The 22,085-nt window shown below is 68.8% G+C and carries 18 protein-coding genes and 3 pseudogenes; 15 read left to right on the top strand and 6 right to left on the bottom strand.

Going from position 1 to position 22,085, the window contains the following annotated elements; translation table 11 throughout:
- The first annotated feature begins 205 nt into the window (after positions 1 to 205).
- Positions 206 to 574 carry a hypothetical protein gene (locus tag EHO50_RS38520; RefSeq protein ID WP_128436491.1) on the top strand — a complete coding sequence of 123 codons (369 nt, stop codon included), beginning with the start codon at positions 206 to 208 and terminating at the stop codon, positions 572 to 574.
- 46 nt (positions 575 to 620) lie between these two features.
- Here the strand turns inward: EHO50_RS38520 and sthA are convergent, their stop codons facing one another.
- Entirely contained in the window at positions 621 to 2,024 is a 1,404-nt protein-coding gene (sthA, locus tag EHO50_RS38515) for a Si-specific NAD(P)(+) transhydrogenase (protein WP_128436490.1), read from the bottom strand.
- Between the two features lie 148 nt (positions 2,025 to 2,172).
- Between sthA and EHO50_RS38510 the strand changes: the two genes are divergently transcribed.
- Complete coding sequence (locus EHO50_RS38510) at positions 2,173 to 3,309, top strand: sulfite oxidase (RefSeq protein ID WP_128436489.1); 1,137 nt, start codon at positions 2,173 to 2,175, stop codon at positions 3,307 to 3,309.
- Positions 3,310 to 3,432: 123 nt separating this feature from the next.
- On the opposite strand, the gene EHO50_RS38505 is transcribed toward EHO50_RS38510, so the two are convergent.
- Positions 3,433 to 3,639 carry a hypothetical protein gene (locus EHO50_RS38505; RefSeq protein ID WP_128436560.1) on the bottom strand — a complete coding sequence of 69 codons (207 nt, stop codon included), beginning with the start codon at positions 3,637 to 3,639 and terminating at the stop codon, positions 3,433 to 3,435.
- Positions 3,640 to 3,857: 218 nt separating this feature from the next.
- Positions 3,858 to 5,066: a beta-1,3-glucanase family protein gene (locus tag EHO50_RS38500; protein ID WP_128436488.1), complete on the bottom strand. Its 1,209-nt coding sequence runs from the start codon at positions 5,064 to 5,066 to the stop codon at positions 3,858 to 3,860.
- 522 nt (positions 5,067 to 5,588) lie between these two features.
- Here EHO50_RS38500 and EHO50_RS38495 point away from each other — a divergent pair.
- The 11 genes and pseudogenes from EHO50_RS38495 to EHO50_RS38445 all read left to right on the top strand — a co-directional run bounded on the left by EHO50_RS38495 (position 5,589) and on the right by EHO50_RS38445 (position 15,276).
- A complete protein-coding gene (locus tag EHO50_RS38495; protein ID WP_128436487.1) occupies positions 5,589 to 6,485 on the top strand; it encodes a GNAT family N-acetyltransferase in 897 nt (298 codons plus the stop codon).
- A 124-nt stretch (positions 6,486 to 6,609) separates the two neighbouring features.
- Positions 6,610 to 6,936: a hypothetical protein gene (locus EHO50_RS38490; RefSeq protein ID WP_128436486.1), complete on the top strand. Its 327-nt coding sequence runs from the start codon at positions 6,610 to 6,612 to the stop codon at positions 6,934 to 6,936.
- Positions 6,937 to 7,111: 175 nt separating this feature from the next.
- A pseudogene (locus EHO50_RS38485) lies at positions 7,112 to 7,635 on the top strand (transposase family protein); the annotation flags it as partial.
- A gap of 916 nt (positions 7,636 to 8,551) precedes the next feature.
- A pseudogene (locus EHO50_RS46205) lies at positions 8,552 to 8,665 on the top strand (hypothetical protein); the annotation flags it as partial.
- The gene (locus EHO50_RS46200; protein WP_425472356.1) at positions 8,658 to 9,098 is read left to right on the top strand and encodes a flavodoxin-dependent (E)-4-hydroxy-3-methylbut-2-enyl-diphosphate synthase; all 441 of its coding nucleotides are present in this window, start codon (positions 8,658 to 8,660) and stop codon (positions 9,096 to 9,098) included. The pseudogene EHO50_RS46205 and the gene EHO50_RS46200, both read left to right, overlap by 8 nt.
- Complete coding sequence (locus EHO50_RS38470) at positions 9,007 to 10,140, top strand: polyprenyl synthetase family protein (protein WP_128436485.1); 1,134 nt, start codon at positions 9,007 to 9,009, stop codon at positions 10,138 to 10,140. Before EHO50_RS46200 ends, EHO50_RS38470 begins: the two co-directional genes overlap by 92 nt.
- Positions 10,141 to 10,164: 24 nt before the next feature.
- Positions 10,165 to 10,442: pseudogene (locus tag EHO50_RS38465) on the top strand (4-hydroxy-3-methylbut-2-enyl diphosphate reductase); the annotation flags it as partial.
- Between the two features lie 14 nt (positions 10,443 to 10,456).
- Positions 10,457 to 11,566, top strand: a complete 1,110-nt coding sequence (locus EHO50_RS38460; protein ID WP_128436484.1) for a terpene synthase family protein — start codon at positions 10,457 to 10,459, stop codon at positions 11,564 to 11,566.
- A 232-nt stretch (positions 11,567 to 11,798) separates the two neighbouring features.
- On the top strand, positions 11,799 to 13,151 hold the full coding sequence (locus EHO50_RS38455; protein WP_128436483.1) for a protoporphyrinogen/coproporphyrinogen oxidase: 1,353 nt from the start codon (positions 11,799 to 11,801) through the stop codon (positions 13,149 to 13,151).
- A gap of 186 nt (positions 13,152 to 13,337) precedes the next feature.
- Entirely contained in the window at positions 13,338 to 14,294 is a 957-nt protein-coding gene (locus EHO50_RS38450) for a spirocyclase AveC family protein (RefSeq protein WP_164905073.1), read from the top strand.
- A gap of 283 nt (positions 14,295 to 14,577) precedes the next feature.
- Entirely contained in the window at positions 14,578 to 15,276 is a 699-nt protein-coding gene (locus EHO50_RS38445; protein ID WP_128436481.1) for an alpha/beta hydrolase, read from the top strand.
- Here the strand turns inward: EHO50_RS38445 and EHO50_RS44335 are convergent.
- Complete coding sequence (locus tag EHO50_RS44335) at positions 15,266 to 15,415, bottom strand: hypothetical protein (protein WP_181449777.1); 150 nt, start codon at positions 15,413 to 15,415, stop codon at positions 15,266 to 15,268. The two genes, EHO50_RS38445 and EHO50_RS44335, sit on opposite strands and share 11 nt — an antisense overlap.
- Before the next feature lie 141 nt (positions 15,416 to 15,556).
- Positions 15,557 to 16,444, bottom strand: coding sequence for a Gfo/Idh/MocA family protein (locus EHO50_RS38440; protein WP_128436480.1), 888 nt, complete (start codon positions 16,442 to 16,444; stop codon positions 15,557 to 15,559).
- Between the two features lie 305 nt (positions 16,445 to 16,749).
- On the opposite strand from EHO50_RS38440, the gene EHO50_RS38435 reads away from it, so the two are divergent.
- Both EHO50_RS38435 and EHO50_RS38430 read left to right on the top strand, forming a co-directional pair.
- The gene (locus EHO50_RS38435) at positions 16,750 to 17,607 is read left to right on the top strand and encodes an aldo/keto reductase (RefSeq protein WP_128436479.1); all 858 of its coding nucleotides are present in this window, start codon (positions 16,750 to 16,752) and stop codon (positions 17,605 to 17,607) included.
- A 125-nt stretch (positions 17,608 to 17,732) separates the two neighbouring features.
- Positions 17,733 to 19,502 carry an ABC transporter ATP-binding protein gene (locus tag EHO50_RS38430; RefSeq protein ID WP_128436478.1) on the top strand — a complete coding sequence of 590 codons (1,770 nt, stop codon included), beginning with the start codon at positions 17,733 to 17,735 and terminating at the stop codon, positions 19,500 to 19,502.
- 74 nt (positions 19,503 to 19,576) lie between these two features.
- On the opposite strand, the gene EHO50_RS38425 is transcribed toward EHO50_RS38430, so the two are convergent.
- Positions 19,577 to 22,048, bottom strand: coding sequence for a carbohydrate-binding protein (locus tag EHO50_RS38425; protein ID WP_128436477.1), 2,472 nt, complete (start codon positions 22,046 to 22,048; stop codon positions 19,577 to 19,579).
- Positions 22,049 to 22,085 lie beyond the last annotated feature (37 nt).

Below are 22,085 nucleotides of genomic sequence, written 5' to 3'. Positions count from 1 at the left end.
CAGGGGCGGCACAAAGGGGTGGCGGATACGGCACGTCGGTGCGTCGCCGTACGGTCACGCCGTGTGTGCGAGTGATGATAGCCCTACTCATTGAGGCTTCAAGGGCGTTGAGATCCTCCGGGGTTGGAGAGCGCACAACGGGAAACGCGGTTCAGGACGCGCACAGCGCACGACCATCCGACGCACGCGAGTGAGGGAGGCCGGCATGGACACCGAACACACGCCCTCCGAGCCGATGGCGGACGACGCCTACCAGCCCACCGGCAGCAACGAGGAACAGCAGGACGCGGCGCCGCTCGATCCGCAGGACGCGGTGGACGAGCGGACCTACGACGAGACCCTCGACGAGGGTTACTCCCCGCCGGAGCGGCCGCTCGGGGTCACCAAGCACGGCACCACGGCCGCCGAACAGCACGAGGGTGAGACCCTCGACCAACGCCTCACCCAGGAAGTCCCCGAGGCGACGGAACCCGCCTCCGACCAGGACGCCGACGACACGGCGCCCGGCGCGGAGGAGGCCGCGGTACACGTCGTCGACGACACCCAGCTGCCGGGGAACCCGGAGAACCGCTAGAACCGCTAGAGAACCCCGGGAACCGCGAGTAGACCGGGCGCGCCGCTCAGTCCCCGATCCGGTCGATCTGGCGCAGCCTGTTCGTGGCGTCCAGCGCGGCGACCTTGTACGACTCGGCGAGCGTCGGGTAGTTGAACACCGCGTTGACCAGATAGTCGACGGTGCCGCCGCACCCCATCACCGACTGCCCGATGTGGATGAGCTCCGTCGCCCCCGTACCGAAGCAGTGCACCCCGAGCAGCGTGCGGTCCTCGGGGGAGACCAGCAGCTTCAGCATGCCGTGCGAGTCGCCGATGATCTGCCCGCGGGCCAGCTCCCGATAGCGGGAGACGCCGACCTCGAACGGCACCCGGTCCTCGGTGAGCTGGTCCTCGGTCCGCCCCACGAAGCTGATCTCCGGGATGGTGTAGATGCCGATCGGCTGGAGGTTGTGCATCCCGCCGACGGGCTCCCCGAAGGCGTGATACGCCGCCGCCCGCCCTTGCTCCATCGAGGTCGCGGCCAGCGCCGGAAAGCCGATGACGTCGCCGACGGCGTAGATGTGTGGCACCTCGGTGCGGTAGTGCTCGTCGACCGTGATCCGGCCGCGCGGGTCCGCGGTGAGCCCGGCCTTGTCCAGGTCCAGCTCGTCGGTGAGCCCCTGCCGGCCCGCCGAGTACATCACCGCGTCGGCGGGGATCTTCTTGCCGCTCTCCAGGATGGTCAGCGTGCCGCGGGGATGCTGCTCGACCGCGGCGACGGTCTCGCCGAAGCGGAACGTCACGGCGAGGTCCCGCAGGTGGTACTTGAGCGACTCGATCACCTCGACGTCGCACATGTCGAGCATTCCCGCGCGCTTCTCCACCACGGTGACCTTGCTGCCGAGTGCGGCGAACATGCTGGCGTACTCCATGCCGATGACACCGGCACCGACGATGACCATGGAACGCGGCACCCGCTCCAGCGCGAGGACGTTGTCCGAGTCCATGATCGTCCGCCCGTCGAACTCCACACTGCCGGGCCGGGCGGGCCGGGTGCCGGTGGCGATGACGATGTGCTCGGCGGTGAGCAGCCGTTCGTGGCCGGTGACCTCGTGCAGGGCGACGGTGTGCGGGTCGACGAAGCGGCCGGTCCCGGCGTACAGGGCGACGTGGTTGCGGGAGAGCTGGCTGCGGATGACGTCCACCTCGCGGCCGACCACGTGCTGGGTGCGGGCGGTCAGGTCGGCGACGGTGATGTCCTCCTTGAGCCGGTAGCTCTGCCCGTACAGATCGCGCTGGGTCAGACCGGTGAGGTACAGCACCGCCTCGCGCAGGGTCTTGGAGGGGATGGTCCCGGTGTGGATGGAGACGCCGCCGACCATGTCGGGGCGGTCGACGACGGCGACCCGGCGGCCCAGCTTGGCCGCGGCGATGGCGGCTTTCTGGCCACCCGGTCCGGATCCGATGACGAGCATGTCGAAGTCGGGCACCTTCAGGAGTCTGACAGTCGCAAGACCCCTTTCGAAAGGGTGAGCCCGAAACCATTACCGGCGTGAAGTGACAGGGAAGGAACGGAAGTTGCGCCACCTCCCGCCGATGCCGCAGCGCGACATGCGCGTACGGGTCGATAATGCGGGTATGGGGCATCGACTCGCCGACGTGAGCGCACCGGCCAGGCTGGCCGCCCCCGAGGAGGGCATCGGCCAGGACGAACTGGCACTCGCCACCCGCAACCACGGCCTCCCGCTCGAAGCCCTGCGCTACGACCTCACCCCGCCCGGCCTGCACTACGTCCTGACCCACTACGACATCCCCTACGTCCCCGACGACACCCCCTGGCACCTCACCCTCGGCGGCCGCGTCCGCCGCCCGCTGCGCCTGGACCTGGCCGATCTGCGGACGTTCCCGCAGGTCACCACCCGGGTCACACTGGAGTGCGCCGGCAATGGCCGGGCCCTGCTGACACCCCGGCCGGTGAGCCAGCCCTGGCTGGTCGAGGCGGTCGGCACCGCCGAGTGGACGGGCGTACCGCTGCGCCTGCTGCTCGCCGAGACCGGAGTCGAGCCCGGCGCGGTCGACGTGGTCTTCACGGGCGCCGACCACGGAGTCGAGCGCGGCGTCGAGCAGGACTACCGGCGCGCTCTGCCCGTCGACGTGGCCACGGGCAGCGATCCGGAGGTGCTGGTGGCGTACGCCATGAACGGTGCCCCGCTGCCCCCGCAGCACGGCCGCCCGCTACGGCTGGTCGTGCCCGGGTGGTACGGCATGGCGCATGTGAAGTGGCTGCGCGAGGTGACCGTCACCGACGTGCCGTTCACGGGTTTCCAGCAGGCCGTGGCCTACCGACTGCGCCGTCACCCCGAGGACGAGGGCGAGCCCGTCACCCGCATCGCCCCCCGAGCCCTGCTCGTTCCGCCGGGCTTCCCCGACTTCATGTCCCGTTCCCGAGTGGTCCGGCCCGGCCCGGTGCCCCTGGAGGGGCGTGCCTGGTCCGGGCGCGGGCCGGTGACGCGCGTCGAGGTCAGCGCGGACGCGGGGCGCAGCTGGCAGGAGGCCGAGCTGGAGCCGGACGCCGGTCACCGGTGGGCGTGGCGCCGCTGGCGGCACAGCTGGACGGCGACCCCGGGCACACACGTGCTGAGCGCACGGGCCACCGACGCCTGGGGCCAGACCCAGCCACTGGAGCCGCTCTGGAGCCGCGGGGGTTTCGCCAACAACGTCGTGCAGCGGGTGCCGGTGCTCTGTTCGCGGGAGGGCGGGGGTGAGTCCGGGTGAGGCGGCCCGGCCCGGCGCGGCGTAGCACGGCATGGCGTGGCGCGCACGGCAGGCGCACATGGCCGCCGCTCCGGGTGCCGGCCCGCACCCGGGGGCGACCTGTGCGGATCGTGGCCGTCTCGGCTAGGGCAGCAGCTTGTCGAGCGCGGACGGCCCCTCTGCCTCCAGCTTGCGCTTGGCCCATTCCAGGTTGCGCGGGGTGAGGTCCTTGCCTGAGGCAAGCACGATGTCCTCGGGGGACACATCGGTGCCGGTGCGGGCGTGGAGCAGGTCGTCCGGGGTGGTGCGCTCCTCGGACGGCCCGGACGCTTCGGGCTGGGACGTCGGCATCATCTCTGCTCCTCGGATCCGGATCACTACTTCGGGCCCGGTGCGGTCATCGGGTCTGCTATCACCATTCAACGCCGGAGCGGACCCTGCATCCGGAGGCGCCAGGACCCCGCTGCGCACCGGTCGCCCCTTGGACACCCGGAGTACCTCTCCGCTCCCGCGATGAAACCGAGGGTGCCCAAGGGTTGCCCAAGGGCCGAGGGCCCTCGCAGGCCGCGTCAGCCCTCGAAGGGCGTGAGCGTCAGCCTGATCCCCGTAGGCGCCGTGTCCTGGATGTACGAGGCGAAGTCGGCCACGTCGTCGAAGGCGAAGCCGTACGCCTTGCCGTCCTCGGTGGCGGCGTGCATCGCCTTGGCGTAATGGTTCGTGAGGCCGGTCCGGTAGAAGGTGGCGGCGTCGGTCGTCGGCTGGGCCGGGTGGCTGAGCAGCGTCGAGCGGTTGAAACCGGCACCGAGTACGGCGGCGACGGGGCCGGTGGTGCCGTCGTTGGGGGCGGCGAGGTTGCCGTCGCAGAACAGCACGTCCCGGGTCGACGGCTTGGCGAAGGACACCTGAGCGGGCCCGCCGAAGGTGAACCGGTCACCGCGCACCCGCCCCGTGAACGTACCCGCGTTGGTGGTGACGGTCAGGTCCCGCCCGGCGTACGTGCTCCACACCTCGTCGATGTACGGGGCGAAGTAGTCCTTGGCGAACAGGCCGGCATCCAGGCCGTGTCCCGGGGCGATCACGCGCGTGTCGTCCACGACGAGCCGCGCGAACTCCTCGACCTGGCGCACCGCGGCGAACGCGGCCGCCCGCCCGCCGGCGCGCAGCTTGCCCGCCGTCTGGTCCTTGGCACCGGTCAGCCGAATGCTCAGGGGGACGCTGAACATGTCGACCATGGTGGTGTTGCAGAACATTCCGGAGGCGTTGTACGTGAACTCGGCACAGTCGTGCAGCACCGGGTAGTTGGGGTCGGAAGCCACCCAGCCCGCCGGGTACTGCAGCGCGGCATTTCCGTTGCCGTCAGTGACGGCCTTGAACTTGAGCTTCTGGCCGAGCGACACATAGATCCGCCCGGACATGTAGGGGAGGGACAGCCGGGTCTCGCCGCTGCCGGCCAGGCCGATGGCGTAGTCGGTGAAGCCGTCGGGGCCGTTGTCCGACAGCGCGATCGGCGCAAGGGTCCCGTCGGGTGTGACCCGCACCTGCCTGCCGTCCAGGTTGCCCACGATGTAGACGTGGACGTTCGCGTTGCCGAAGGAGCCGCTGTCGTTGACGATCGTCAGCGGCAGCGGCCCCGCCGCGGCGGGATCGACGCCGTCCGCGGGTGTACCCGCGAGGGCGTAGGGGGCCATGGTGGCGACGGCGGGGGCGGCCACCGCCGCGCCGCCGAGGGCGAAGAGAAGCCTGCGTCGGCCGAGGTTGCGCTGATGACGGGGTGTCATGTGGGGGGTCTCCCGGAGCACTTGTGGGGGTGTGCGGGCTGCGGTGGCGAGGCGGACGTGCTGCTCGAGAGCTGGCTCGGGACCATAGTGAGAGCGCTCTCGAACTTGGCCTGGACGCCAACGATGGGCCCCGATGGTACGCACGACCCCCACCTCAGCCAATACCTCTGCGTCTCGCTCAAATCCACCTGAACTGCGGGAACTTGAAGCGCCATGGAATGACCACGACTGCTTAACCCTCCCCTAAGGCCCACTTAAGCCCGCAGGCCTCTGAGAGCGCTCCCGGGAGCTCCCGAGCACTCGTGGACGCAGGGGCGTACCCGCCTCCAGGAGTCGCCCGAAAATTCCGTGGACGGACCCGAGAGAGATCACGTACCGTTTGGCTCCACGCCCTGAGACGGACGGAAGGAGGCGAGTGCCGTGCGATTCACACCTTTTCAGCGCTCCCTTCTCCGTTGCCCCGGCGTGGTTCGTGTGATCTGACCGGGAGCGCTCCAAGCAGCCTGCATCCCGGAGGAATCCGTGACCGATCCGGTCATCCGTACGCTCTCTGCGAGCGACGCCCATCTCTTCGACGCACACCCCGACCCGCTGAACGCCCGTGAGGGGCACCGGCGGACCCGTTTCCGCCCCGAGTGGAAGCGGGTGGCGCTGCGTGACGGCGCGGTCGTCGCTCGCGGCGCCTGGTGGGGCGGCCCCGACGACTCGGAGCCCATCAACATCAACTGGTTCGACGTGGCCGAGGGCGAGGAGGAGGCCGGCGCCGAACTCCTGCGCTCCGCCCCCTGGCAGGTCGAACTCGAGATCAACCTGCCCGGCAACTGGCGGGACGAGCTCGACCTGAAGGCCGCCGCCGAGGCCCGTTTCACCGCCGCACGCGCGGCCGGCTACGAACTCCTGGTGGAACGCTTCCTGTACCGCTGGACCCCGGACCTCGGCCTGCCCGAGCGGCCCGGACGCCTGCGCTTCAGTGCCGAGCCGGACGACGCGGTCTTCTTCGACGCGCTGCGCCGCATCCACTCCGTCACCTTGGACGCCCACTCGCTGCGGGCCATCGAGGAGGGCGGCCTGGACCGGGCCGCGCAGGAGGAGCTCGACTTCTTCCACTGGTGCCCGTCCCCACGGGAGTGGTGGCAGCTCGCGCACACCCCGGACGGCGACCTCGCCGGCATCCACATCCCGGCACACAACCCCTCCGGCCCGACGATCGGCTTCATCGGGGTCGTCCCGGAACAGCGCGGCCACGGTTACGCCTACGACCTCCTCGCGGAGTGCACCCACTTCCTTGTCGAGCAGGGCGCGCAGGTGGTCACCGGAGCTACGGACCGGGGCAATTTCCCCATGGCCGCGAACTTCGCCAAGGCCGGTTTCCCCGTCGTCAGTGAGCGCATCAACTTCCATGCGGCGGGCCAGGCGTAGCAAGGCGTAGCACCGAGGAGCGGTACATCACGGGCGGCCCGGTCCGAGTGCAGGTCCGGGCCGCTTGTCAGTGCCGGGTGCCATGCTGGTCGACGGTGTGATCGACAGCTGACGCGGAGGCGGCATGGGGTTCGACGGTGAGATCTGGCAGGTGCGCGGCGGTGACGAGTCGGTCGGGGAGATCCTGATCGACGAGGCCGACTTCCCGTGGCTGTCGGGCCGCTTCACGCCCGGTCCGGGATACGACGCGGTCCACGACCTGTTCGCCCGTGAACTGGCCCTGCTGGAGCGGGGCTACGACGAGGTCTGGGAAGCCTGGGAGGCGGCCTACGACGAGATCCGAAGACGCGTCTCACTGTCCTCGCCGGACGGCCCGGTCGCCGAGTTCCTGCTGCACATCGAGGGGGACAGGGCCTGGTTCCGGTGGAGTGACGAGCCGTTCGAGGACTAGGGTGTGTATCGAAAGTGGATCTTGAGTAGCACGCCGCCCCCGCCCGCGCCGCCGTCGCCGGACTCCCGCTGTCGCTGCCGCACGCGTGAAGACTCGCGGCGGCGTGGTCGGCCGCCTCGGCTGACCGACGCGGAGCTGGTCACCCTGGCCGTGGCCCAGGTCATGCTCGGTTTCCTCCGACCTGGCAGGATCGGCCAACTACGGCTACTGCCGCTCCCACTCACGCGTCTACTGGGGCCTGAAACTGCACCTGGTGTGCACCCCGGCCAGCCCGCCGGTCACCTGGCCCTGGCCGATCCCAAGATCGACGAGCGGCGGGTGCTGGCCGCCCTGATCGACAACGAACCGCACCTGGCCGCCGACCGACTCGACCTGCTCATCCTGACTGACAAGGGCTGCATCGCCGCCGGACTCGACCGCTTCCTCGCCGCCCGCGGCATCAGCCTGCTGCGGTGCTCCTACCGCGACCGGGGTCCCTCACGGCCGGGAGAAGCCCTGCTCAAGACCGTGTGCCAGCTGATCGAGTCGGTCAACGACACCCTCAAGGGCCGGCTCGACCTGGAACAACATGGCGGCCGGACCATTGAAGGCGTCGGCGTCCGTGTGGTTCAGCGCATCCTGGCGATGACCTGCGCGATCTGGCACAAGCGCACCATCGCCGCACCCCTCACCCGCTCACTGATCGCCTACGACCACTGAGCCGCATCGGAACTACTCGTTCAGAGCTGGGACCTGACGGTGATGTAGTAGACCGACGTACCCCCGCGTCCGCAGGGAGCACTTGCTGTTCACCTTCGACGCCGTGCGCGGGGCCGGGGTGGACGCGGTTTCGTTCGGGAGCAAGTACGCAGTGTCGTTTCTGCCAGGGCGTCTTGAGGCGTGCGCGGGCGGATTCGCATGGATGTGACAGCTTTGCCCCTTTGTGGTGTGGCGGTCTCCGCGGCGTGCTTCGTAGGTCATGTCCCGCTCAACGCGCGGGTGGGCTGCACCTTGCGCACGCCGGTGTGATCGCGCCCATAGTGAGGGTGATCCGGTCGCGGAGGGCCCACATCAGCCTTTCGCCCCGCACATCCTGGAGATGCTGTTGTGCCCGGTCGGCTTGTCCCCCACTCGCGATGTGACGTAAGGCGGACCCCTGATGGCCACGGTCTCCAAGTCCCCGCCGAAGCCCTCTGCTGCCGGCTCGTTACTGGACACCACCCTCCCCAGCGTTGCCGTCGTGGACGAGTGCCTCCACGAGCCTGGCCGACCTGGCCGCCGAACGTCACGACATCGTGGGCGTGACGGCGTCGATACTGCGCCCCACCGGCCTGCACGCCCCAGCCGAATGCTTCCCGGATCGGGACTTCGATGTGGGCATCGCCGAACAGCATGCCGTCACCAGCGCGGCGGTGCGAACGTCCCCGGTCTGCGCATCGCCGCCCCGCGCGACGGGGTGCGCCTTGCCGAACTCCTCACCGAGGCGGTCTGCTTCGAGCAGGGGCCGAGTCTGCTGCGATTCCCCAAAGGCTCCACTCCCGTCGATGTGCCGGCGGTGGAGCGGCTTCAGGTCGGGGACGTGCTGCACTGCAGTACGGCGGGCAGCCGAGACGTGCTGCTGGTGGCGGTCGGGCCGATGGCTTCCCAGGCGTATACGGCGGCGAGGGACCTGGAGGACTTCGGGATCGGCACCACCGTCATCGACCCGCGCTGGCTGCTGCCCGTTTCACCGGTCCTGACCGATCCGGCCGCCGGACACCGCCTGGTCGTCACCGTCGAGGACGGCCTGCGCCACGACGGCCTGGGCACCGCTCGCCGCCCAGGTCGAAGCCGCCTTCCACGACTTCTCCCACCACCTGCGCACCGCGGTCATGGGATGCGTGGGCAACGGGCCCGGCGAGGCCCGCGAAGCCGACCTCGGCGTCTCTTGCGGCAACGGCAAAGGCTGGATCTTCCGCCAGGGCGAAGTCCTTCGAACCGACCGGAATCGAAGATCGTCGATGTCTTGGTGGACGAGGCACTACCTCTGCCTGAAGCCATCGAGACCGCGGACTTCACGACCGGACATGCCACCAGGGCGGGGGAGCCGTCATGACCACACCGATCGCCTCCACGGCCCAGCCGCAAGCCCGGGCATCCTCTACGCCGCCGGGCCTGCTGGATGCGCAGGCGGTACGCCGTGAAGTGGGCACGATCCTGCACGCCTTCGTCGCTCGCAAGACGGCCGCGGCCCGTCGACAGGGGCTGCCCGTCGATGCGCCACAGGCAGTGGGGGAATTCCTGGCGGCCGGGGGCAAGCGGATCCGTCCGCTGTTGTGTGTGCTGGGCTGGCACGCCGCCCGCGACAGCGACAGCGGGAGTCCGGCGACGGCGGTGCGGGCGGGGGCGGCGTTGGAGATGTTCCACACCTTCTGCATGATCCACGACGACGTGATGGACCACTCCGACACCCGCCGCGGACAGCCCACCGTCCACCGGACACTCGCCGCCCGCCACCGAAGCGACCGTACCCCGGCCGCGGCCGACAGCCTCGGCACCGGGGCCGCGATCCTGGCCGGTGACCTCGCCCTGATCTGGTCCGACGAACTCCTTACCGGCCGGGAAACAGGGCTGAGCACCGCGCAGCGCGAACGGCTGCGGCCGCTGATAGACGTGATGCGCAGCGAGGTGATGTACGGCCAGTACCTCGACCTACTGGCCACCGGACGCCCCACGGCCGATGTCGAGCAGGCGCTGGCCGTCGCCCGCTACAAAACCGCCAAATACACCATCGAGAGGCCGCTGCACATCGGTGCCGCCCTGGCAGGTGCCGATGAGCAATACCTCGAGCAGCTCAGTGCGTTCGCGCTCCCTTTGGGAGAGGCCTTCCAGCTGCGGGACGACCTGCTGGGAGTCTTCGGCAGCCCCACGGACACCGGCAAGCCGGTCCTGGACGATCTGCGGGAGGGCAAGCCCACCGCTCTGATCGCCCTGGCACTTCAGCGGGCCGATGTGGGCCAAGCGCGGCTGCTGCGCACCCTGTACGGCAGCCCCCACCTTGACGAGGGGGGCGCGGCCCCCCTGCGCGCGGTGATCGAGGCCACCGGGGCCGACCGGGCCGTCGAGACCATGATTCGCGACCGCTACGAACAGGCGCTCTCCGCGCTGCAGGACGCCCACCTGCCGCGTGGGGTGGAGGACGAGCTGAAGCGGTTGGCGAAGCAGGCGGTTTGGAGGACCTCATGATCTCTGTGGCCAGTGTGCGCATCGCTCACCACCATCGACGCCACCTGCCTCCTGGTCACCAAGGTCCACAAGGAAACTGTCCGCTTCGCGCGCAAGGACTACGACATCCTGCTGATCGGCACGGGGGCCACCACGAGGAGGTCATCGGCACCCTGGGCGAGGTCCCCGACCACTTCACTCTGGTCGACGGCCCGCTGAAGGACGTGTTCCCGCAGCTCATCAGCCGGCCCAGCGACGACATCTGCTATGCCACCCAGAATCGCAAGCAAGCGGTGAAGCAGATGGCCGACGAGGCGGACCTGGGAGAAGGAGAGGAATGAACACGCTCACTATTGAACTGCCGTCGATCTACTGTCCAATTGCGGTGCGGGAGAACCCGCTGGAGGAGACCCTCCGCCACCACGGAATGGAATGGCTGAGGCGATTCGGTTTTTGTGACAGGCGGGAGGATGCCGCCCGGCTGGACCAGACCGATGCCCACGCGTGGCTTCCCAGGATGGTGCCCTCTGATACCTCCGTGGATGTACTCCAGCTCCTGGTCGACTGGACGTATCTGGCGTACGTGATGGACGATCAATTCGACAGGAGCGCCACGACGTTGTCCGATGCCGTCGATCTCGGTTTCGATGCGCTCAATGCGCTTGAGTCTCCCCCGAGTTCCCTCGTGGCCGACGAGAGCCCCCTTGGGGCGGCTTGGTGTGACCTGGCGCGGCGGGGGCGGGCGTGCTCCACGGCTGCAGTCTTCCACCGCTGGGCCCAGGAGCACCGGGGGTGGCTCCTGGGTGTCGCGCGTGAGACCTCGTGCATTTCCCGGGGAGGCACGCTCTCACTGGACGAGTGGGTGCGGGTCCGGCCGCTGGCCGGTGGAGCGTGGGTCACGATGGCGGCGATCGAGCTGGCCACGGGAGAAGTGCCCGGGCATGAAATCCAGTCTGATCCGGTGAGGGCGCTTGTTGCGGCAGCGGCGCTGACCGGGGAGGTCGACAACGATCTGTTCTCCTACGGTCGAGATATCTGGCTGTCGCAAAACTTGGAGCGGGGAAAGAGGTTCGCTGTCGAGAACGTCGTAGACATCCTCGCGCGCCGCTCCCAGTGCGCCCCCTCGCAGGCCATTGCTGAGGCGGTGGCTCTGAGGGACGCTTCCATGTCCTGCTACCTGCAGTTGCGTGACCGTGTTACGCCTTCCGCCAGTCCCCCTCTGCAGAGGTACATCACCGCTGTCGGAAAGGTCGTAGCCCGCAACCTCAATGCCGGTTTGACGATGGAGCGGTATACCAACCCCGATGGCCTTCACCCCGGAGCGGTGAAGATCGAGAGCTCCATTTCTCAGGAGCCACCGGCGGACGCCCTGGCCCCGCTGACGATGCCTGCCCTCGCGTGGTGGCTGGACAGCCTCCCTGCCAGGACCTTGCAGCAGGCTTCATGATTCCCGGACATATATCTGCCGTTGATCTCACAGAGCGTCGTGAGCCCGGACAACAGCCCGACTCTGAGCCCTGAGCCACATGTGCACGGCTTCGGTCATGAGCGCCATCCCCCAGCCGTTTGCCTGCGAGAGACCGATGTCGTTGCGCCGGGCCGGCAACGACGGCGGCACCCCGCCACGTGCGAAATCGTCTGTGCGATGTACCTGCTGACCACAATCCTATGGGGGGAAGATGACCAGCGAGTCTGGCCCCAAGCACGTGATCGTTGTCGGCGCCGGCATCGCCGGCATGACCGCGGCCTTCCGCCTGGAGCAGGCGGGACACACGGTGACCGTCCTGGAACAGGAAGACCGAGTTGGCGGTCGCATGACCACAGTCGAGCGAGACGGCTACCGAGTGGACCTCGGCGCGCTCTGGCTGTCGTACAACTACACAGCCATGGTCCGACTCCTGACCGATGCCGGACTGGCGGCAGAGATCCAGCCCAGTACGAACGTGTGGGGCGTGTTGCGGGCAGGGAAGATCCACCGCCTGGACTTCAGCCGGCCGTCCGGTCTTGTACGCACTCGACTGTTCAGCTGGAAGTCAAAACTCAAGGCCATCAACCTCTTGCGAGACCTTCGCCGGGCAACTCCATTGCTGCAGTGGGGCGACATGTCCGGCGCAGCTGAGATCGACGTGGAGAATGCAGACGACTGGGCCGTTCGACGACTGAATGAGGAACTGCTCGACTACTTGATCGAACCCCTGTGCAGTGGCTACTTCCTGGCAGAGCCCCGCGACGTATCAGCCGTCGGCGCTCTCATCCCGCTCTGGGCAACGCTCAAGGCACCGGCATTCAACTTCGATGCGGGCGTCGGCACGCTGACGCAGCTGCTCGCTGAGCGACTCCGCGTCGAGTACGCCGCAAGCGCGACCCGGGTGAGTGAAGACGCCAGCGGTGTCCACGTCCTCTGGCAGCGTGGAGGAAGGGAGCACAGCACAAGGGCCGATGCCTGCGTGGTGGCAGTTCCTGGCCCGAACGTGCCCCGGATTGTTCCCCAGCTCTCGGAGCGCCAGCGAGAATACCTGTCGGCCTTGCGATACATCCCTGACATTCGCGTCACCTTCGGGCTGCGACGGCCCCCCACGGAGCCGGCTCTGGGCTTCCTCGTCCCTTGTCGCGAGAGCCGCGATCTCCTCGGCGTCACCTTCAACCACAATCTCAGCCAGGGCCGCGCACCGGCAGGCAAAGGGCTCGTCGCAGCCCACTTCCGAGGTTCCTGGACCGGAAAGCACTTCGCGTCGGATGACGACGTCGTCATCGCTGATGCTCTTCACGCGCTCCGCGAGACATTCCCTGACCTGGCTGAACACATCGACGCCCATCAGGAGATGTGTGTCGTGCACCGCTGGGAACAAGCCCTCCTGGCCCGCCCCGCCCATGGCTACCGCAGCCTCAGCCAGTTCACCAGGAGCATCAACCCTGATTCGCGCATCCAGTTCGCGGGCGACTTTCTCTCCTACAGCGCCACTAACGCGGCGCTCGCCAGCGGTGAGCTCGCCGCGGAACACCTTCAGGCTGCGGCATTGAAATACAACTGATGCAAGAGGTCGTTCCTCCCGGTGCTTCATCACCGCAGACAGCTTCACCTGATGCCGAGCTACCGCCTCCAGGCGAAGCCCACGAGGAGCACTCGAAGCTGTGAACCACCGCATGAGAAACGATCGGTTACCTGTCCGGAAACACGAACCCCTCCGGAGGCGACTATGGCCCTACCCACGTCCGGGGTGATCCACCACCACACCAGTTTGTGGCGGCAACCCAATATCTACTGGGCCCTTCTCGGGCTGCTCTACGTCGGCTTCTCCATGGTGGTATACGGCCGATGGATCATCGACGGAGGTGTGCACTCGGTCGGCTCCGGCGACTACGGGACCTCCGCCACGCGCAGACTGCTCCTATGGGTCTGGCAGGGGGTCGTTGTCGCTTTGACGGCTGCCCTAGCGGTTTACCTGGTGCGCCGATACCGCGCTGCGCGACAGATCACGCTCAGTGGGGCGATGTTCGCCAGTGGCCTGCTGTCGTTGTGGGTGACCCCGCTGTACCAGTACGACGGCTATGTGTTCGGTCTGAGCCGGGTCACCGTCAACGTCAGCAGCTGGGGCCCCTGGATCCCAGGCTGGCATGGCGACAACCCCGAGTCTCAGTTCATCACGCCCCTGTCGGCCGACGGCCTGCCCTACACGCTCATGGCCAGCTGGATCTTGGTCTCAAGGTGGCTTCTCGACCGGGTCTGCAGCCCTCGCAAGAACTGGCGGCGCACCACCCTCCTCGTTGCCACTCTGGCCGTGTGCATGGCTGCGAGTTGTCTCTTCGAGCAGCTCTGGATTCTGACCGGCTCCTACGCCTATGTCAGTGCATCCCCGGGCCCTGCACTGTTCGCCGGCCACTGGTACCAACTTCCCCTGCTCGAAGTCTTTCTGCTGGGAATGTGGACAGCCACCTTCGTATTCATGGACAGACTCGCCCGCGACCGGGGAACTCCGTTCCCCCTGTTCCGCGGCAGCGAACATCTCTCAGGCTGGCAGCAGCCCGTCGCTCGGATCCTCGCAGTAAACGCCCTGTTCACCACACTGACCCTCCTGTGGACCCTTGTCGCCCTGCCGGCGTTCTCTGCCTCACCGAGCCAACTCAACCCCGACCTGCCGCTCCACCTCACCCCGGGGGATGTGTCATTGGATTGAGGCGCGTCGTCATCTCTGAAGACGCGAGGCCTGTCAGGGACACCGCCGCCCGGGCCCGTGGCCGCACCTGCGGCCAGAAGCCCAAGCTCGCCCCCACCAGGTACAGCTGGTACGCAAGATGTACGACGAGACCCTGCCGGACGGCACCAGCAAGTACACCGTCCAGGAAATGGCCGAAGAGGACTAGGACGTGTATCGGAAATGGATCACGTGGTGAGTGATGGCCGGCCATGGTCCGGAGCTAGGATCACTGGCCTGACGCCGACTTGAGGAGGCGGGCGAATTGGCCGCCGTGGTGCTCGTTCACGGCCTGTATCACCGTCCCGAGCACTTCGCCGTAGTGGCAGAACGCTTGCGGACCACAGGAACCGACGTTGTCGTTCCCGAGCTCCACCGGGGCTCATTGCTCGCTGACACAGCTGTGGTCCAGGCAGTCATCGACGCGCTGCACGAGCCTCCGCTTGTGCTCGGTCACTCCTACGGTGGGTCAGTGATCACCGGAGTGCGCGGAGCGGGACACTTGGTCTATCTGGCGGCCTTCGTGCCGGATGTCGGCGAGAGCGCGGCCAGTCTGGGTGGGGCGTCCCCGCAGCTCCAGGACGCGATCAACCCAGAGCCCGACGGCTCGACCAGCCTGCACCCCGACCGGGCTGTCGCCACCCTCTATGGCGACTGTCCCGACCCCCTCGCCGCCTGGGCGGTCGGCCTCCTGCGTGCGCAAGCCCCCGGCTGCGGGCGAGGAGTCCCAGAGCGCCACAGCTGGAAGCACATTTCCTCCACCTACGTCGTCTGCGCGCAGGACCGAGCCATCGACCCAGGCCTGCAGCGGAAGATGGCCTCGCGCTGCACCGGCGTGCGCGAGTGGCAGACGGGCCACTCCCCGTACATAGGGCAGCCCGATCTCGTCGTTGAGCTCCTACAGGAACTGCTCGCCACCAACAACCCGCGCAGGCGGGATGAAGGAGTCACAACTACTCGTTGACGTCCCAGATGATCAGGTTCTTCGCGTTGGCCTGCAGCTCGGTGAAGATCCGTATCGGCGGGCGTCCCGGCTTCCTGCCCCTGGGCAGCAGCGGTTCGAGCTGGGCCCATTGAGCATGCGTCAGATCCCCATCTGCCACGGATCAAGATCATCTCACGCAAGATCCACTTCCGATACACGCCCTAGAGCCGGTGCGGCCGAGCATGCCGCGATGGGGCCACTGCCCCGAACGTCGCCGTATCGGGCGGCTACAACCCCTGCGACCTGTCCGGCCGCGCCGTCACGCGCCGCCGTTCAACAGCGCTTCGGCCGCCGCCAGGATCTCGGTGACCCGCAGACCGAACGCCGCGTCGCACGCATGCGCCCGCCCGGTGCGGGAGGCGGCCAGCAGGGCGTCCCCGGCTCGGATGAGGGCGGACACCGCGCTGTCGGCGCTCTCCGGAAGCAGCGTCACACCGGCCGCGCCCCGCAGCTCCACCGCGGCCCCCGCTGCCGCGGGCGGCGCCGTGAGGCTCAGGGCGAGCGTGCTCGACGCGCCGCTGACGTGCTCGAGGACCAAATGGACGGTGTCGCCGGGCCCGTGCGCGGCGGCCATCACGCGCCGGGCGTCGCCCAGTATCGGCAGCAGCACGGACAGGGCGTGGGGACCCACGTCCCACAGAGCGCCCTTCTCCCGCCGCCACGGCGAGGCCGCAAACGGGTTGCCGTCACCGCTGAACACGGCGCCCAGCCACTGCGCGCGGCCCATGAACCAGCCTTCCACGGCCGCCTGTTCGGTGATCCACGCCTCGGTCTCCGACTGGAAACGGGCGGTGAAGAACACGACCGAGGCCACACCGGCCTCCCCGACGGCCTCGACGAGCGCCCGTCCCTCCCGCACCGTCAGCGCGAGCGGCTTGTCCAGCAGCAGATGACAGCCTGCCCGCGCGGCCCGCACCGCCAGATCGGCCTGCACGGCCGGCGGCAGGGCAACGGCAACGGCGTCCACGTCGGCGAACAGCGCGTCCACGTCGTCGTGGGCACGCACGCCGTAGCTGTCGGCCAGCTCCTTCGCGGCGGCCGCACGGCGGCCCCACACTCCTACGAAGTCCAGTTCGCCGTGCCGGCTCAGGGCGGGAGCGTAGGCCATCTGGGCCCACGGGCCGGTGCCGAGCAGTCCGATGCGCATGCCGCCGCCTCTCGCCGTGCTGGTCAAGGGTGAGCGTGCCACACCAACCGGGAGGCCGTGCAAGCAGATAGGTGGATAGGCAGATGGGCAGACGGGCAGATGGACGACGGGGGGTCGACCTCCGCGCCCGGCGGGACCCCGCACCACGGATTCAGTGGCGCCGTCGCTGAATGCGTTCTCTTTCTTCTATTGGACCTCTCGCGTCCGGACAGCCACGCTGGTGTCGGCCCGGTACGGCCGTGATCCGCGGCCCGCCCGCCGGACGACAACGTTTCCCGCGCGACAGCCGAAAGAGGTCACGACCCATGCACACCCGCCGCATCGGTGACGTCGAGGTCAGCGCGATCGGACTGGGCGCGATGCCCATGTCCATCGAGGGGCGCCCGGACGAGGCACGCTCGCTCGCCACGATCCATGCCGCGCTCGACGCCGGCGTGACCCTGATCGACACCGCCGACGCCTACCACCGGGACGCCGACGAGGTCGGTCACAACGAGACCCTGATCGCCAAGGCGCTCGGCTCCCACGACCTGGGCCAGGACGTCCTGGTCGCCACGAAGGGCGGCCATCTGCGCCCCGGCGACGGCAGTTGGACCCTTGACGGCAGCCCCCGGCACCTCAAGGAAGCCTGCGAGGACTCCCTGCGCCGGCTCGGCGTCGAGGCCATCGGGCTCTACCAGTTCCACCGCCCCGACCCGCGGGTGCCCTACGCCGAGTCCGTCGGCGCCGTACGCGAGCTGCTCGACGAGGGCAAGATCCGCATGGCCGGGATCTCCAACGCGAACCCGGAGCAGATCAAGCAGGCGAACGACATCCTGGGCGGTCGGCTGGTCTCCGTGCAGAACCAGTTCTCCCCGGCGTTCCGCTCCAGCGAGCCGGAGCTGCGGCTGTGCGACGAACTCGGCATCGCGTTCCTGCCCTGGAGTCCCCTCGGCGGTATCTCCCGGGCCCGCGAACTGGGCTCCGCCTACGCCCCGTTCGCCCGGGTCGCCGAGGCGCACGGGGTGAGCCCGCAGCGCGTGTGCCTGGCCTGGATGCTCGCCAAGTCACCCGTCGTCGTGCCGATCCCGGGGGCGAGCCGGCCGGAGACGATCCTGGACTCGCTCGCCGCGACCGACCTCGTGCTCACCGCCGAGGAACTCGCGGAGCTGGACGCTGTCTGAACCGACCCTCCGGAGTCCGCTGGAACCTTCTCCCGGGAATCCGTGCGCGACCGGGTGTGTATTCCTCCCGAGATGGGATAGGAAAGCGCTTGCTCCCGTTCGGAAACCTGGGAAGGACAACGCCGATGGCGTCGTCGCACGAGAGACCGCTCGACCACCGCTATCGCGGCGAACACCCCGTACGCACCCTCGCCTATCTGTTCCGGGCCGACCGTCACCGCCTCGCGGCGGCGGTCGGCGTCTTCACGGTCAAGCACAGCCCGATCTGGCTGCTGCCGCTGATCACCGCGTCCATCATCGACACCGTCGTCCAGCACCAGCCGATCAGCCGGCTCTGGCTGAGCACCGGCGTCATCATGCTCATCCTGCTCGTCAACTACCCCCTGCACCTGCTGTACGTACGCCTGCTGTACGGCAGCGTGCGCCGGATGGGCACCGGCCTGCGCTCCGCGCTGTGCACACGCATGCAGCAGCTCTCCATCGGCTACCACTCACGGGTCAGCGCCGGTGTGCTGCAGGCGAAGGTCGTACGTGACGTGGAGACCGTCGAGCAGATGGTGCAGCAGACCGCGGAGACGGGGCTCGGCGCGGGCACCGTACTCATCGGTGGCCTCGTCATCATCGCCGTACGCACACCGGAGTTCGTGCCCGTCTTCCTCGTGGTCGTGCCAGCGGCCGCACTGGTCGTGGCCCGCCTCAGGGCGCGCCTGCGCGCCCACAACGAGCGCTTCCGGCACGAGGTCGAGACCCTGTCGTCCCGGGTGACGGAGATGACGCGCCTCATCCCGGTCACCCGCGCCCACGGTCTGGAGGGCAAGGCGCTGCGCCGCATGGACGGCACCCTGCACCGGCTGCTGACCTCCGGCATGCGCCTCGATCTCGTCAACGGCCGCTTCGGCTCGCTCGCCTGGGTCGTGCTGAACGTCGTCGGTGTGCTGGTGCTCGCCGGCGCGGCGCTGATCTCGTACTACGGCGTCTGGGGCGTGACGGCCGGTGACGTCGTCATGCTGAGTGCCTTCCTGACCACCCTCACCAACTCCACGACAACGTTGGCAGGGCTGGCCCCGGTCATCACCAAGGGCCTGGAGTCCGTCCGTTCCGTCGGTGAGGTGCTCCAAGCCCCAGAGCTGGAGGACAACGAGGGCAAGGCCGAACTCGCCGCACTGCGCGGAGCCGTGACCTTCGAGGGCGTCGGGTACGCCTACGAGGACGGCGGCCACCCGGCCGTACGGGACTTCAGCCTCTCCGTCACACCGGGGGAGACCATCGCCCTCGTCGGCGCGTCCGGTGCGGGCAAGTCCACCGTGCTGAACCTCGTCATCGGCTTCATCCGCCCGGCCTCCGGCCGGCTGCTGCTCGACGGCACGGACATGAGCACCCTCGACCTGCGCACATACCGCCGCTTCCTCTCGGTCGTGCCGCAGGAGTCGATCCTCTTCGACGGCACCATCCGCGAGAACGTCGCCTACGGCATGGACGACGCCGACGAGGAGACGGTGCGCGCGGCGCTGCGCGACGCCAACGCGCTGGAGTTCGTCGACCGGCTGCCGCAGGGCCTCGACACCCTGGTCGGCGAGCGCGGGGCACGGCTGTCCGGCGGACAGCGGCAGCGCCTGGCCATCGCCCGGGCCCTGATCCGGGACCCGAGGGTGCTGGTCCTCGACGAGGCGACCTCGGCCCTGGACACCCGGTCGGAGGCGCTCGTCCAGCAGGCCCTCGCCCGCCTCCTGCACGGCCGTACCACCTTCGTGGTGGCACACCGGCTGTCCACCGTGCGGGGTGCCGACCGGATCGTGGTGATGGGGGAGGGCCGGATCCAGGAGATCGGCACGCACGAGGAACTCCTGCGCCGAGGCGGGGCGTACACGGCGCTGCACAGCGGGCAGGTCGCCTGACGGCGGCACCATGACAGCCGCGCACCCACCCGCTCCACCTGAGGTGGAGCGGGTGAGCGGGTGGAACGGTCGGACTACGGCCGGTCGACGACTCGGCCCAGTTCGATGCGGTCGATGTTCGGTGCCCACGCCGTCGCGTTGGCGAACGTCACCTTGTTGGAGCCCTTCTTCAGGTCGACGGGGACGCCGAGCGTCCAGTAGTCGTCCGTGCTCCAGGTGTTCTTGAAGGTGACCTTCACCGGCGCCGCGTTCCCCACGGTGATGTCCGCCGTACGGGACATGATGTCCGTGTTGTAGGCGTGGCCGTTGTCGCGCCGGTCGTTGTGCGCGTAGTGGACGACCAGCAGATAGCGGCCGGAGCTGGGCGCCCGCACCGTGAACTCGGCGGTGCTGGAGGCGCTGTTGCCGAGCTTGCCGATGTAGGAACCGGTGGAGGCGTACGCCGAGTCGACTAGTTTGGCCCCGCCCGCGAGGGTGGCCGAGGCGGCCTCGTAGGAGAGCGTGCCGGACGTCGATCCGTCGCCCGAGACGTCGAGCGAGCGGACGGCGGCCTGCCCCGCAGTCACCGCGACGCGGTTGTTGCCGGCCACCAGGTAGAGCCGCAGGGCGCGTCCGGGCGCCGCCGTCACCGTCTCGCCGTGCAGCGCCAGCCGGACCGGCGCCGAGGCCCGCGGCACCACCGTGTAGTAGCCGTCACGCGGGGCGTAGACGTCGAACACCGCCTTGTCCCCCGAGCGCAGGACGAGAGCGCCGGTGCCCACGCCGGCCGAGGACGAGTAGTCGTACGACGGCTTCCCGCTGATGTCGGCCAGCGTGGCCTCGTACGACGCGGAGGCCGCACCCGTGCGGGCGGTCAGGTCGACACGGTCGAGGGTGACCTCGGCGTCGCCCTTCGCGAGCGTGAGGACATGGGTGCCTTCGGACAGCCGCACCGTGACGTCCTTCTTGGCGCGGTAGGTCCAGTTCTCGGTGGAGGGATAGGTCACCGTGACCGGGGTTCCTCCATCCACGGACAACTTCTGCGTGGCGGGCGTGCCGGACTGGTTGCCGTACAGGATCGCCAGGTCGTAGGACCCTTCGCGAGGCACAGTGACCGTGAAGTCCACCTTGCTGGTGGCCTGGTTGAGGGAGCCGACGTCCTTCGTGCCGGAGGCGGCGTAGCCGTTGGCGTTCTCGACGGTGCCCTGGGTGTAGACCTTGCCGTCGGTGATGGCGGCGGCCTCGGCCTCGTACGACGCCGACCAGGGGACGGCGGCGGGGGAGGGGGTGCCCGTGCCGCCGGGGGTGAGGACGATCCGGTAGGCGGACATCTTGTGCATGCCGCGCAGCGGCACCGTGACCGAACCGTCGTCGGCGACCCGCACCTTCGTACGGGTGAGGACGCGAGGCGTGGCGTGCTGTCCTTCGTAGCCGGACCAGGCGGCCTCGGCGACGGTCGCGGTGACCGTACGGCCGAACAGGGAGCGGTCGACGCCCCGCACCACGACGTCGGAGTCGCTGGCGGAGCCACCGAGCAGGACCTGGGCCTGGCGGCGGGAGGCGTCCAGCGAGGCCAGGCCCTGAAGGGTGTCGATCGTATTGGGTTGCGGCGGGGTCACCTTGACGGTGTCACCGGTCAGTCCGGCGTACCAGCGGAAGAACCACCAGCCGCCGTTGGGGATGTTCGAACGCACCACATGGCCGCTGAGATTGCCGGCGGCGTCCCAGTAGGCCGCGTTGGCGTACACCTTGTTCCGCTCGAACATCGACACCCACTGCACGAGTTGCCCCGGGACGGACAGGTCGCGACGGTTGGCGTACTCATCGATGTTGATCTTCAGGGGAGCGATGCCCAGATCCCGCTCCAGGGAACGGTAGTTGTCGTAGTGCGCCTGGAAGTCGCGCAGCGAGCCGGAACCCAGCTCGTGCCAGGTCATCACCTGCGGCAGGACGTTCTCCCGCTTGGCGAACGCGAGGAAGTCCTTCAACAGGCGGGAGTGGTAGGCGGCTTCGTTCGGGCCCGCGATCCTCGCGTCCGGGTCGATCGCGCGGATGCGCTGGTACACCGTCTTCCAGTCCTTGAAGAACCGGTCCCGGTTCGCCTCGTACTGCGCCTGGTCGGCGACCCCGAGCTTGTACCAGATCTGGTCGGGCTCGTTGAACGGGATGTAGACGAACCGCTCGCTGTTCGGGTCCGCCGACACCTCCTTGGCGATCTTGTCGACCTTGGGGAGGTAGTCGTCGATGCCGAGATCCTCGTACGGCCACTTGGCGTAGATGTCCTGCATCATCACGTTGATCTCGCCGCCGCCGTTGCGGAGGAACGACTTCGAGACGGTGAGCGCGTCGCCGTTGGGGTGCTGGGCGCCGCCCTCCGGCTTCTGCGAGATGCTGGTGACCTTCAGGGGCGCCAGCGCGGCGTCGCTGGGCACCCCGTCGTCGCTGAGCCCGTACAGCGCGCCGTTGGCGCCGAGCATCACCGGCCCCTCGGAGGCGGCGAGGTCGACGGTGAGGCGCTGGGGGTCGGCGGCGGCTGCGGACCCGGTCGCGGGCAAGGTGGCTGCCATGGCGGCTACTCCAAGTGCGGCTGCTAGCAAGGCGGTG

The sequence above is a fragment of the Streptomyces cyaneus genome, from assembly GCF_004028635.1.
In the GTDB taxonomy this organism is placed as follows: domain Bacteria; phylum Actinomycetota; class Actinomycetes; order Streptomycetales; family Streptomycetaceae; genus Streptomyces; species Streptomyces cyaneus.
Note: the sequence above shows the minus strand (reverse complement) of the source record. Positions and strands in the feature narration are given on the sequence as shown.